At 62.1% G+C, this 13,080-nt stretch carries 10 protein-coding genes and 2 riboswitches; of the genes, 4 read left to right on the forward strand and 6 right to left on the reverse strand.

Annotation, left to right across the window (positions count from 1 at the left end; genetic code table 11):
- Positions 1 to 80: 80 nt before the first annotated feature.
- The 4 genes from QLG10_RS21830 to cobW form a co-directional block, all read right to left on the reverse strand.
- Complete coding sequence (locus QLG10_RS21830; protein ID WP_282488005.1) at positions 81 to 821, reverse strand: VWA domain-containing protein; 741 nt, start codon at positions 819 to 821, stop codon at positions 81 to 83.
- Positions 746 to 1,744 carry an AAA family ATPase gene (locus QLG10_RS21835; RefSeq protein WP_188265505.1) on the reverse strand — a complete coding sequence of 333 codons (999 nt, stop codon included), beginning with the start codon at positions 1,742 to 1,744 and terminating at the stop codon, positions 746 to 748. Before QLG10_RS21835 ends, QLG10_RS21830 begins: the two co-directional genes overlap by 76 nt.
- 142 nt (positions 1,745 to 1,886) lie before the next feature.
- Complete coding sequence (gene cobN, locus QLG10_RS21840; protein ID WP_282488006.1) at positions 1,887 to 5,663, reverse strand: cobaltochelatase subunit CobN; 3,777 nt, start codon at positions 5,661 to 5,663, stop codon at positions 1,887 to 1,889.
- Between the two features lie 3 nt (positions 5,664 to 5,666).
- Positions 5,667 to 6,728 carry a cobalamin biosynthesis protein CobW gene (gene cobW, locus QLG10_RS21845; RefSeq protein WP_282488007.1) on the reverse strand — a complete coding sequence of 354 codons (1,062 nt, stop codon included), beginning with the start codon at positions 6,726 to 6,728 and terminating at the stop codon, positions 5,667 to 5,669.
- Positions 6,729 to 6,826: 98 nt separating this feature from the next.
- Positions 6,827 to 7,039: riboswitch (cobalamin riboswitch) on the reverse strand.
- 196 nt (positions 7,040 to 7,235) lie between these two features.
- Positions 7,236 to 7,461, forward strand: a riboswitch (cobalamin riboswitch).
- Positions 7,462 to 7,582: 121 nt separating this feature from the next.
- Between cobW and QLG10_RS21850 the strand changes: the two genes are divergently transcribed.
- The 4 genes from QLG10_RS21850 to cobM all read left to right on the forward strand — a co-directional run bounded on the left by QLG10_RS21850 (position 7,583) and on the right by cobM (position 9,733).
- The gene (locus QLG10_RS21850; RefSeq protein ID WP_188265503.1) at positions 7,583 to 7,777 is read left to right on the forward strand and encodes a CbtB domain-containing protein; all 195 of its coding nucleotides are present in this window, start codon (positions 7,583 to 7,585) and stop codon (positions 7,775 to 7,777) included.
- Between the two features lie 11 nt (positions 7,778 to 7,788).
- On the forward strand, positions 7,789 to 8,493 hold the full coding sequence (locus tag QLG10_RS21855) for a CbtA family protein (RefSeq protein WP_110754468.1): 705 nt from the start codon (positions 7,789 to 7,791) through the stop codon (positions 8,491 to 8,493).
- Positions 8,490 to 8,903, forward strand: a complete 414-nt coding sequence (locus QLG10_RS21860) for a cobalamin biosynthesis protein (protein ID WP_020795442.1) — start codon at positions 8,490 to 8,492, stop codon at positions 8,901 to 8,903. The genes QLG10_RS21855 and QLG10_RS21860 overlap by 4 nt, the downstream gene beginning before the upstream one ends.
- Positions 8,904 to 8,986: 83 nt before the next feature.
- Entirely contained in the window at positions 8,987 to 9,733 is a 747-nt protein-coding gene (gene cobM, locus QLG10_RS21865) for a precorrin-4 C(11)-methyltransferase (RefSeq protein WP_282488008.1), read from the forward strand.
- A 175-nt stretch (positions 9,734 to 9,908) separates the two neighbouring features.
- On the opposite strand, the gene nfuA is transcribed toward cobM, so the two are convergent.
- Together nfuA and QLG10_RS21875 are read right to left on the reverse strand one after the other, a co-directional pair.
- Positions 9,909 to 10,493, reverse strand: coding sequence for a Fe-S biogenesis protein NfuA (gene nfuA / locus QLG10_RS21870; protein WP_007912592.1), 585 nt, complete (start codon positions 10,491 to 10,493; stop codon positions 9,909 to 9,911).
- 187 nt (positions 10,494 to 10,680) lie between these two features.
- A complete protein-coding gene (locus QLG10_RS21875; RefSeq protein WP_282488009.1) occupies positions 10,681 to 12,978 on the reverse strand; it encodes a fatty acid cis/trans isomerase in 2,298 nt (765 codons plus the stop codon).
- Positions 12,979 to 13,080 lie beyond the last annotated feature (102 nt).

The following is a 13,080-nucleotide window of genomic DNA, read 5'->3' on the forward strand; positions in this document are numbered from 1 at the left end:
CCTTGTCCCTCCTCCTCCCTTCAAGTCCTACCATACAAGCGAGCCTGCTCGCGAATAGGCCAGCACAGGCAACTCGTGGCTCACTTCTCAAACAGCTCGTCGATATGCCGATACCCGGTTTGCAACTGCGCCGCCAACACCTTGCTGCGCCCAAGGCGAATCGGCCCGCGTTCGATGTCGATCACCAATCCTGGACACTCGAGGGCGGGCAACGACGGCCACTCTTTCAAGCGGCCATCGGTTATCACCAGCAAGCGCTGCTGTTCGGCCGGCAAGCGCTTTTGCCGCGCGGCAAGCCACAGTGCCGCATCACCCAGCGCCGCCAGCAACGGCGTGCCGCCGCCCGCACCAAGTTCGTCGAGCCAATGGCGCAAACCGCTGGATGCCTTCAGTCCCTGCACCTGCCACTTCGGCACTGCACCGCTGACCGTCAGCAATGCCAGGCGTGCGCGCTGGCGGTAGGCATCGTCGAACAATTGCGCCAACAGGCCCTTGGCATCACTCAATGCCTGGTGGCGGCGGGTCGAAGCCGACGCGTCGACAATCACCAGCCACAGCTCATGCGCCGCGCGCGTGCGCTGCTGGAACAACACATCCTGGCGCTGGCGTGGCCGTCCGTTGAGTAACGTGCCTGGCCAATTGATCGAGCCGCCATGGGACGCGTGACGTTTACCCTGTTTACCGTGATCGAGGCGTCCTGCACGAGGTCTGGCATTCGCCCCCGCGTCCGATCGAGGGCGAATGCCTAGGGCTTTTTTGGCCAGGTCGGCACCTCTCGCCGCGCGCCGACCGGCAACGCTTGGGCGGGCATCTCGCCCCACTGGCCCTGGCCTTCGCTCGGATTGGGCTGTTGGCTGGATGGGGAATTGTTGGATTGTGGTGCCGATGGCGTGTGCTCGCGACGACGATGGCGCAAGGCAAACTCGGCGACCGCGTCGATATCCTCTTCGCCAATGGCTGTTGCACCGCGCCAGGCAGCATGGGCACGCGCCGCGCGCAACCAGACCAAATCGGCGCGCAAGCCATCGACACCGGCGGCAAAGCAACGCTCGGTGATCTGCGCCAACGCGTCGTCGTCGAGGGGAATGCTCGCCAATGCACTGCGTGCTGTTTGGCAACGCTCACGCAACGACTGCTGCTGGCTCTCCCACTCGGCGCAGAACTGTTGCGGATCACTGTCGAAATCGAGGCGTCGACGAATGATTTGTCCACGTTCGGTTGGTGCGGTATGACCACTGAGGGCGACGTTCAAGCCAAAACGATCGAGCAGTTGCGGACGCAACTCGCCCTCTTCCGGATTCATGGTGCCGATCAGCACGAACTTCGCCGAATGCCGATGGGAAATACCGTCACGCTCAACCAGATTGGTGCCGCTGGCGGCCACGTCGAGCAGCAGATCGACGAGGTGATCGGGCAGTAGATTCACTTCATCGACATAGAGTACGCCGCCGTCAGCCTTGGCCAGCACGCCGGGGGAAAATTGCGCCCGACCTTCACTCAGGGCCGCGTCGAGGTCGAGGGTGCCGACCAGGCGCTCTTCTGTTGCCCCCAGGGGCAAGGTGACGAATTGGCCGCTGGCCAGCAGGTCCGCAAGACCACGGGCCAGGGTCGACTTGGCCATGCCGCGCGGGCCTTCGATCAGCACACCACCGATCTTCGGGTCGATGGCGGTCAGGTACAGCGCGAGTTTCAAATCGTCGGCGCCGACCACGGCGGAAAGCGGGAAATGGGGGGTGTCGGTCATCATCAGTACTCAGTCATGGTCGGGGTCAATGATCGTTCCCCTGTGGGAGCGAGCCTGCTCGCGAAAGCGGTCTATCAGTCAACGATGATGTTGATTGTGCTGGCCTCTTCGCGAGCAGGCTCGCTCCCACAGGGGTAATGCACTAGCTGTCTTCTTCCATATCCAGCAGCAAATTTTCCAAGGCTTCGCGATACGAACCCGGTTCTTTCCACATCCCCCGCTGTTGCGCTTCGAGCATACGCTCGGTCATGTCGCGCAAGGCATGGGGGTTATGCTCGCGCACGAAATCCCGAGTACCCGGGTCAAGTAGATAGGCATCGGCCAGCAATGCGTACTGGTGATCGTCGATCAAGCGGGTGGTGGCGTCGAAGGCGAACAGATTGTCCACCGTCGCGGCCATTTCGAATGCGCCTTTGTAGCCGTGCCGCTTGACCCCGTCGATCCACTTTGGATTCGCTGCCCGGGAGCGGATCACCCGGTTCAGTTCTTCCTTCAGGGTGCGGATCTTCGGCAGGTCCGGCTGGCTGTGATCGCCGTGATAACTGGCCGCCGCCTCGCCACTCAGGCTTTCCACGGCAGCCAGCATGCCACCCTGGAATTGGTAGTAATCATTGGAATCGAGCAGGTCGTGCTCACGGTTATCCTGGTTTTGCAGCACCGCCTGTACCTGGCTCAGGCGCTGGGAAAACTGTTCACGGGCCACGGTGCCTTCATCCGACCCGCCGTACGCGTAGCCACCCCAATTCAGGTAAACCTCGGCCAGGTCCTCGCGGCTTTGCCACAGGCGACCATCAATGGCGCCCTGCACGCCTGCGCCATACGCGCCGGGCTTGGCACCGAAAATGCGCCAGCCGGCCTGCCGCCGCGCCGCGTCTTCATCCAGTCCCGATTGCAACAACGCTTCACGCTCGGCGCGCACCTTGGCTGCCAGCGGATTCAAGTCATCCGGCTCATCGAGCGCGGCGACCGCTTGCACGGCCGCATCGAACAGGCGGATGAGGTTGGCGAAGGCATCGCGGAAGAAACCCGATACACGCAAGGTCACGTCCACCCGCGGACGATCGAGCAGGCTCAGCGGCAGAATTTCAAAGTCGTCCACCCGTTGACTGCCGGTGGCCCAAACCGGCCGCACGCCCATCAACGCCATGGCCTGGGCGATATCGTCGCCGCCGGTGCGCATGGTCGCGGTGCCCCAGACCGACAGGCCGAGCTGGCGCAAATGATCACCATGGTCTTGCAGGTGTCGTTCAAGAATCAGGTTGGCGGACTGGAAACCGATGCGCCACGCGGTGGTGGTGGGCAGGTTGCGTACGTCCACCGAATAGAAGTTGCGCCCGGTGGGCAGCACGTCCAGGCGACCGCGACTCGGCGCGCCACTGGGGCCTGCCGGGACGAACCGGCCGCCGAGGGCGTCGAGCAGGCCGCGCATTTCTGCGGGCCCACAGGCATCCAGCCTGGGTGCGACCACTTCGCGCAAATGCTCGAGGATAGCGTTCACTTCAGACCAGCACGCCTCCTGTGGGAGGTTCTCACAGGGGGCATTCAACACCTGTGTAATAAGCTGTGCGGCGAACAGTTCGAGGCGTTCACGGGTATCGCCCGTGGTGCGCCAGGGTTCACCGCTGATCGACAATAATTCGCCGGGACGCGGTCCGTTCCACGGCTCGGCCAACGCGCAATCCAGTGGGTCGAAGCCCAGCGCGAACGCCTTGGCCAAGGCTCGCAGCACACTCGATTGCGCGCCACGGCCATCGCCCCGGGGAATGCGCAGCAGCGCCAGCAACGTATCGATGCGCAGCCTTCCGGCCGGTGACTCGCCAAACACGTGCAAGCCATCGCGGATCTGCGACTCTTTCAAGTCGCACAGGTAAGTGTCCAGGCGCGGTAGCCAGATCGCCGCATCGGCATCGCTGTCGAGCTGATCGTCCAGTTGCAGCTCGCGGTCGATGTGGGTGTCCCGGACCAATTGCAGGATGTCGCGCTGCAGTTCCCGCGCACGCCCTGGATCGAGCAATTGCGCATCGTAGTATTCGTCGGCCAGCAACTCGAGATTACGCAGCGGGCCGTAGGTCTCGGCGCGGGTCAGTGGCGGCATCAGGTGGTCGATGATCACCGCTTGCGTGCGGCGCTTGGCCTGGGCGCCTTCGCCCGGGTCGTTGACGATGAACGGATAGATGTTCGGCAACGGCCCGAGCAGCGCATCCGGCCAGCAGTGCTCCGACAACCCTACGCCCTTGCCCGGCAGCCATTCCAGGTTGCCGTGCTTGCCCACATGGATCACGCCGTGGGCGCCGTAGGTATTGCGCAACCAGAAATAGAACGCCAGGTAGCCATGGGGCGGCACCAGGTCCGGGTCGTGATACACCGCACTTGGATCGACCTGGTAACCCCGCGCCGGCTGGATGCCAACGAAGGTCAGGCCAAAGCGCAACCCGGCGATCATCATCCGCCCGCCACGACACATCGGATCACTGTCGGGCGCGCCCCAGCGCTCCAGAACGGCCTGGCGATTGACTTGCGGCAACGCGTTGAACATCAGCAGGTAATCGTCCATGGCCAGGCTTTGCTGGCACGGGCGTTGATCGAGGGTATCGAGGTCGTTGCTGACACCGCCCAACAATTGCTGGATCAACGCGGTGCCGCTGGCAGGCAGATCGGCTGGCAGCGGATAGCCTTCTTTATGCAGCGCACGCAGGATATTCAAAGCCGCGGCCGGTGTATCGAGCCCGACGCCGTTGCCTATCCGACCATCACGGGTCGGGTAATTTGCCAGAATCAGCGCTATGCGTTTTTCGCCATTGGGCAACCGCGCCAGATCGATCCAGCGCCGCGCCAGCTGTGCAACAAAGTCCATGCGTTCCGGCTGAGCGCGATAGCAGACCACGTCGGACTGACTGCGCTCGCTGCGCCAGGCCAGGTCCTTGAAGCTGATCGGCCGGCTGATGATGCGCCCGTCCAGTTCCGGCAGCGCAATGTGCATCGCCAGATCGCGGGGGCCGAGGCCTTGTTCACTGGCTCGCCAACCCGGTTCGTTGTCTTGGGCGCAAATGGCCTGGATCACCGGGATATTGCGGCGAAATGGCCGCAAGTGCGGCGCTTCCGGGCTGGATTGGGCGAAACCGGTGGTGTTGAGAATCACCCCCGCCTCGACTTCATCCAGCCAGTCCTCGACCACGGCAAGGCAGCCCGGCTCTTTCAGGCTGGCCAGCGCAATTGGCAACGGGTTAAGCCCCGCCGCCTGCAAGCGCTGACAGAAAACATCAATGAAAGCGGTATTCGCCGCTTGCAAATGCGAGCGATAGAACAGCACCGCCGCCACTGGCTGACCGCTCTGCCATTGGGCCCGCCAGTCGCCCAGCGTTGCAGGGCTTTTTTGTGGGTGGTAAATCGCCGTACGCGGCAAGGTGTGCGGCTCTGCCCAGGCGTAGTCGCGATCGAGCCAACGATTGGCCAGGCAACGGAAAAAGTCGAGGGCATTGCCCATGCCACCCTGACGCAGGAATTGCCACAGCCGGTCGCGATCCCCAGCGTCCACGGTGCTCAGATCACTGAGCTCCGGGTCCGGTCGATCATCGCCCGGCACCAGGATCAACCGCACACCCCGCTGCGACAACTCCACCAGCCGCTCGACGCCATAGCGCCAATAGGCAATGCCGCCGTGCAGCGAAATCAGGATGACCGTGGCGTGGCGCAGGACTTCGTCGACATACAGATCAACTGATGCATGGTTCTGCACCTGCATCGGGTTGGCCAGGCGCACGCTTGGGTAGTCGTCGGGCAACTGCTGCGCCGCCTCGGCAAGCAGCGCCAGGCTGGAGTCGCCGCTGCACAGGATAACCAGCTCGGCGGGGGTTTGCCCCAGGTCGGCAATGTTGTCATCCGACACGAATCCGCCGGGCTGGGTCCTGAGCAGGTGCATGGGTTACACGCTGAGCGCGGCGCGCAATTGCGCTTCGAGCGTCGCGGCGTCCAGCGCCTGGCCAATCAACACCAGACGGGTGGTGCGTGCTTCTTCAGCGCTCCACTTTCGGTCGAAATGCTTGTCGAATCGGGTGCCCACGCCCTGGATCAGCAAGCGCATCGGTTTGTTCGGGACCGCGGCGAACCCTTTGACGCGCAGGATGCCGTGCTGCACCACCAGTTGGGTCAGCGCATCCATCAACAGGCTTTCGTCGGATGCCGGCAGTTCGATGGAGATCGAATCGAAGGCATCGTGGTCGTGATCGTCTTCGCCTTCATGGTGGTGATCGTGATGGCTGTGACGGCTGTCGATGTGTTCTTCGGACCCGGCACCGAGGCCGATCAGCACGTCCAGCGGCAGGCGCCCGCTACTGGCTTCGATGACTTTCACCGCTGGCGGCAGTTCCTCGGCGACTTCCAGGCGTACGCGGGCCAGGTCTTCAGGGCTGATCAGGTCGGCCTTGTTGAGGATCACCAGGTCGGCGCTGGCCAACTGGTCGGCGAACAGCTCGTGCAAAGGCGATTCGTGATCCAGGTTCGGGTCGAGTTTGCGCATGGCGTCGACTTGATCCGGGAACGCGGCGAACGTGCCAGCCGCGACGGCCGGGCTATCGACCACGGTGATCACCGCGTCAACGGTGCAGGCACTGCGAATTTCCGGCCATTGGAAGGCCTGGACCAAAGGTTTTGGCAGGGCCAGGCCGGACGTTTCGATCAGGATGTGGTCGAGGTCGCCACGACGGGCCACCAGTTCGCGCATTACCGGGAAGAACTCTTCCTGTACGGTGCAGCACAGGCAGCCGTTGGCCAGTTCGTAGACGCGTCCGTTGGCCTCTTCTTCGGTGCAACCGATGGAGCACTGCTTGAGGATTTCGCCGTCAATGCCCAGCTCGCCGAACTCGTTGACGATCACCGCGATGCGGCGGCCCTGGGCATTGTCGAGCATGTGCCGCAGCAAGGTGGTTTTGCCCGAGCCGAGGAAGCCGGTGACGATGGTGACGGGGAGTTTGGCCAGTGTTTTCATCGGATGCCCTTTGGCAAGGTGGCGGGCATACGGGACGAGAACCGGCAACGCACACGCGCGCAGGAAGCGTTCGCCACCGGATCACCCCGCCCGGTTGTAGTGAGAATCTGTATCGAGGCAGGTCTCCTGGCTGACGGCTGGCCAGTCGTTGGACTGGCGGTTGCTGCGCCTTCCCGCGCGCGCCATGGCTGGCGCATGCAGTGGCATGGCAGAAACTGAACCGTTCACAGTTGCGGGGGCAGCCGCGGCATTGACCGCGTTCCCTTCTTAGCTTCGACAAACGCCGAAGAACCTCGAAAGCGCAAGGCTACGCATGGTATCGGGGCCGGTCAATGTTCACATGATTCCTGCGGTGCGCCCTTCGCGAGCAAGCCCGCTCCCACGCTCGACCGGATCTGCCCTGAAGGAACTCGGTCAAATGTGGGAGCGGGCTTGCTCGCGAAGGGAACGACTCGATGTTCAAACGAGAACCCTTGCCAATTGACGCCCGCCCCCCGCCCATGCTCTCCTACGCATCTTGTTACGGGTGCCCTTCACAGGGTGAAACGGGAAACCGGTGAATCATGTGCTTTACTTCAGGCCATGTCAGTCCGGTGCTGCCCCCGCAACGGTAAGCGAGTGAGGCGTCAGATCCACTGTGCCAATGCGGCATGGGAAGGTGACGCTGGAAGGTCCAGGCTAACGCCTGCGCCCCTCGTGAGCCCGGAGACCGGCCCGCAACACAAAGTGACCATCACCATCACTTCAATCAACAAACCCGCGGTGGGCGGGCGCTGTTCGGACTTCTGCGCGCTCGGTCGTGCAGAGCTCTGCTTGCGCTCTTATTCCCCGCTGACCGAACAGAGGGAAGCGCCATGTCGATTATCAGCAGCACCGGCCACAGCAATGCCGCCAGCAGCACCACTACCCTGTCCCAACGCCTGAGCGCTGCGATTTTTGCGTCGATCCTCGGCGCCAGCCTGGTGTACTTCGCCGGTTTCTCGCACATCGAAGCCGTTCACAACGCTGCGCACGATACACGCCACAGTTCCGCGTTCCCGTGCCATTGAGACCTGCCGACATGATCAAGCGTATTGCGCAAACCGCAGGTTTCACCGGGTTGCTGGCCGCCCTGCTGCTGACCCTGCTGCAAAGCCTGTGGGTTTCACCGCTGATTTTGCAGGCCGAAACCTACGAACAATCAGGACCAGCAGCAGTTGAGGTTCACGAACACGCCGCTGGTGTTGCCGCTCATACTCACGATGCCGATGCCTGGGAACCGGAAGACGGCTGGCAGCGCGTGCTGTCGACCACTGGCGGTAACCTGGTAGTGGCGGTCGGTTTCGCCCTGATGCTCGCTGGTCTCTACACCCTGCGTGCGCCGACCAAAACCTCCCAGGGCCTGCTCTGGGGCCTGGCTGGCTACGCGACATTCGTGCTGGCGCCGACGCTTGGCCTGCCACCTGAGTTGCCGGGCACCGCGGCTGCCGATCTGGCGCAACGCCAACTCTGGTGGATCGGCACTGCCGCCTCCACCGCTGTCGGTATCGCGCTGATCGTGTTCAGCCGTCACTGGCTGATGAAAGTCCTTGGCGTGGCGATCCTTGCGGTGCCTCATGTGATTGGCGCTCCGCAACCGCAAGTGCACTCGATGCTCGCTCCAGAGGCGCTGGAAACTCAGTTCAAGATCGCTTCGCAGCTGACCAACGTGGCGTTCTGGCTGGCCCTGGGCCTGATCAGTGCCTGGTTGTTCCGCCGCAAAAGCGATGGTCAATACCCCGCATGACAGGCCTCAGCGCAGCGCCGACCCTGGTGGTCGGCCTGGGCTGCCAACGTGGCTGCCCCGTCAGCACGTTGCGGGCACTGCTTGACCAGGCGCTGCAGGCGCACCAGATCGAACTGCATCGGATCAAGGCCCTGGCCAGCATCGACTTGAAGCGCGACGAACCGGCGCTGAACGAGCTGGCCGAACAGCTTGGGTTACAGATGATGTATTTCAGCAGTGAACAACTGGCGAGCTATCAACCCCGACTGAGCCATCATTCGGACATAGCGTTTGAGCGTACCGGGTGCTATGGCGTAGCGGAAAGTGCCGCCCTGGCACTGGCCGAGCAACTGGCCAATGGCCCGGCTACATTGCTGATCCCGCGCCAAAAATATGCCCAGGCCACCCTCGCATTGGCTGGCGCCGCGTAAAATCCCCGATAATCTGCGCATTCGATCATGAGCATTCTTCATCTGAAGCCTTGCCCAGCGTCTCTTTTCAACAGGAATTCTTAATGACGGTCTACTTCATTGGCGCAGGTCCCGGCGACCCCGAACTGATCACCGTGAAAGGCCAGCGGTTGGTTCGTAGCTGCCCTGTGATCATCTATGCCGGCTCGCTGGTGCCCGCCGCCGTGTTGGAAGGGCACTGCGCCGAACAGGTGGTCAACAGCGCCGAACTGCACCTGGAACAGATCATCGAACTGATCAAGACGGCCCATGCCAATGGCCAGGACGTGGCGCGCGTGCACTCCGGTGATCCAAGCCTGTATGGCGCAATAGGCGAGCAGATACGCCACCTGCGAGAACTCGGCATTCCTTTTGAAATAGTCCCCGGCGTGACTTCCACGGCCGCCTGCGCTGCGCTTCTGGGCGCGGAACTGACCTTACCGGACGTGTCGCAGAGCGTGATCCTGACCCGCTATGCCGACAAGACCGAGATGCCCGCGGGCGAAGAACTGGGCAGCCTGGCGCAGCACGGGGCGACCATGGCGATCCATTTGGGGGTCAAACACCTGCAGAAAATCCTGGCCGAACTGCGGCCGCACTACGGCGCAGACTGCCCAATTGCGGTGATTCACCGGGCGACCTGGCCGGATCAGGATTGGGTGGTGGGAACGCTTGAGGACATTGCCGACAAGGTTGAAGCCAAGGGTTTTCGGCGCACGGCGCTGATTCTTGTGGGTCGGGTGCTGGGCAGTGAGCAGTTCAGCGAGTCGTCGCTGTATCGTGCGGGGCATGCACATTTGTATCGCCCATAGGTCCTGTTCGCGAGCAAGCCCGCTCCCACATTAGACCGGTTTCAACATGAGAACGCGGTCGAATGTGGGAGCGGGCTTGCTCGCGAAGAGGCAGTAAATTGATCGTTCCCACGCGGTGCGTGGGAACGATCGGCGCTCACGATGGACGCCGTTTTTTCATTTCGCAGCGAACACCTTAGTAGTAGGCGTTTTCTTTCTGCGTGTGGTCGGTCACGTCACGCACACCCTTGAGCTCGGGAATACGCTCGAGCAAAGTGCGCTCGATGCCTTCCTTCAAGGTCACGTCGGCCTGGCCGCAGCCCTGGCAACCGCCGCCGAACTGCAGGACGGCAATGCCGTCTTCGACCACGTCGATCAGGCTGACCTGGCCGCCGTGGCTGGCCAACCCAGGGTTGATCTCGGTTTGCAGGTAGTAGTTGATACGCTCGTTGACCGGGCTGTCGGCGTTGACCATCGGCACTTTGGCGTTTGGCGCCTTGATGGTCAGCTGGCCGCCCATGCGGTCGGTGGCATAGTCGACAACGGCATCGTCCAGGAACGCTTCGCTGAAATGGTCGATGTACGCGGTGAAGCTTTTGAGCCCCAGCGCAGTGTCTTCGGGTTTTTCTTCGCCCGGCTTGCAGTAGGCAATGCAGGTTTCGGCGTACTGGGTGCCAGGCTGGGTGATAAAGACGCGGATGCCGATACCCGGGGTGTTCTGCTTGGAAAGCAGATCAGCCAGGTAATCGTGGGCGGCGTCGGTGATGGTAATAGCGGTCATGGAAACTCCTCGCAGGCTTGGGCGCAGTTTACGCCAATCATCGCGCCGGACAAAGTCCTAGTATTTTTGTCGGGAAAGATTCCGACAATCCCCCTGTAGGAGCTGCCGCAGGCTGCGATCTTTTGATTCTGGTTTTCAAGATCAAAAGATCGCAGCCTGCGGCAGCTCCTACGGGTGTTAAGCGTGATTACAGGTTCTCGTAGCGATTCATGTCCAGCACGCCCTCTTCCACCGGCTCGGTTTCGTGGATATAGCGGCTCAGGTCATGGAAGTACTGCCAGAACTGCGGATGACTGCGGCGGACTCCCCAGCGCTCGACGATTTTCTCGAAGCGCTCGGCATCCTTGGCGTTTTCCATCGCATCGACGAACTCAGGCACTTGATCGGCGGCAATATTGAACATGAAGTTCGGGTAATTGCTCAGAACCCCAGGGAAGACGGTGAGCGTATCGAGTCCCGGCTGATAACGCAGCGACTCACCAAGCAGGAACGCCACGTTGCTGTGCGCCCGGTTGCGCAGCAGGCTATAGACCACTCGCTGCCCACTCGCCGTTTCGACGCGCAGCATGGTCGCTTCCGGCAGTTGATCGATGACCCGCAGGCCTGCCGCCGGACGTGAGGCCAGGCGGCTCAGGGCCTGCTCCGCGGCCTGCAGGGCCGGATCGATGTTCGGCCGCGAGCAATACGCGCCGTCGCAGCGGTTGATCGGATCAGGGGTGGCGTTCAGCTCGCCGTAGCGCGCCAGCAGCTGCATGGCGAAGTCGCGCTTGGGGTCCTTTTCATCGAGTTTCAGTGCGCTCGGCGTGTCGTCGTCGATGGCCTCATAGTCCAGCCACATCTTGAATTTCCCGCTGTTCTGGTACCAATCGTCGAGGTAGCCCTCTCGGGAGTCGGCCGGCATCAGGCGCAGGAAATTCTGCTCGGCGCCATTGCGGATCAGGTCGAAATACAAGCGCGTCTGGGCCTGGTGGGAAACATTGCCGAACACGTCGAAATTCACCGCCAACTGGTAGTAGGTACGCTCCAGCAGCGGGAAGTCGAACAACCACATCGTCTGTGGTACGTCGCCGATCAGGCCCTTGGTCACCGCGGCGCTGTCGAAATGGCGGAAAATGCTCAATAGTGCGTTGTCGTTGCCAGCCCACAGGCTCGACCAGCTCGGTGCCGGCAGATCGGCATAGCTGTCCCGGCGCAGGGCTTCGTATTCGTTACGCTTGTCGCGGTAGTCGTGCCACAGGCTCAGGACACTGCCAACGTCGTCGTTCTGCCCCGGCATCGCCAGCAACGGCGTCGCCTGGCCGCGGTAGTTCGGGTCGGTGATGTAGAGGTCGTGTTCCGGTGCCTGGAACAGCGCCCAGAAGTTGTCGCGGATCACATCGGTCGCGATTTGCCCACGGCAGACCGGGCCGCGAATAAAGGTGCGCACAAAATACTCGGCGTTATCGAGCATGAATTGATAACGCGCCTGGGCCGGGATCGCTTCGAAGGTGGCAAACGGATTGGCCCGGCGTTCCGGGCCGTAGCCCGGCAAGGCGTTGACCTGCCAATTGCCGTTGTAAAACAGGCTTTTGACCCGGGCCAGCTTCGCCGCGCTCAACGGATAAGTGATGTGCGTTTTGTGCACGATCACGCCCTGCACCGGCCGCAAGCGGTAATACACCTGAGTGCCGGGGTCGTCGTTCGGCCGACGGGTGTTGATCAGGTCGATGGGCTGGCCGGTCGGCGTGCGAGATCGCACCCATTGAAAGAAATGTCCCGGCTCGCCGTCCTTGAAATAGAGGTGCGCGAGAAACCAGTGCTCGAACAACCAGCGCCCCACCAGACTCTGCCGGGCGCCCGGTGCGTTGAGCAGGTTCTCCCACTGCACCACTTGCAACGCTTCCTTCGCGCTGGGCACCAAGGCCTGTTCATCGATCGGCGCACCCGAGGCCAGCCAGCGTTGCAGCGTCTGGTATTGCTGGTCGGTCAGGCCGGTGACCGCCAAGGGCATGCCCTCCTTGGGATGCGCGCTGGCATAACCGTCGAACTCGGCAGGCAAGGCGCACATATTGTTGCGATTGAGGCCCAGGACGATGTCCTCGGGCAGTTTGGCATTGGGTTGCACGCGATTGGTATGACCCAGCTCAAGCATGCGCGTCATCAATGCCGCCTGATTGCCCTGGGCGTCGAGCACCGAATGGAAGCCTTTTTGTTGCCAGGCTCGCTTGCCGAACGCGTCATAGAACAGTCGGCTCGGCGCAGCAGCCTGGCTTCGTTCACCGTCGTACACCGGGACTTTCGTCGCGCCACGTGCCGCACCTTCGCCGCTGCCCAGATTGAGCTGACAGGGGGCGTCGTTGCAGGCATGGCAGGCCACGCACTTTTCGGTGAAGATTGGCTGTATATCCCGGCTGTAGGAGATTGCAGCGGAACTCGCCGGACTTTGCGCGACCGCGCCCCAGCTTAAAAACATCAACACACTGGCGATGATGACGCGATACGGCATGTCCCTGGTCCCGATCCTTTAGAAAACGCCGCGATTCTACCGGGCTGGCTGGCACACCAACATGAGCGATATTCATGCAAAACCCGAACATGCTCTAAAAGC

The sequence above is a fragment of the Pseudomonas sp. V98_8 genome (assembly GCF_029967975.1).
Classification (GTDB): Bacteria; Pseudomonadota; Gammaproteobacteria; order Pseudomonadales; family Pseudomonadaceae; genus Aquipseudomonas; species Aquipseudomonas umsongensis.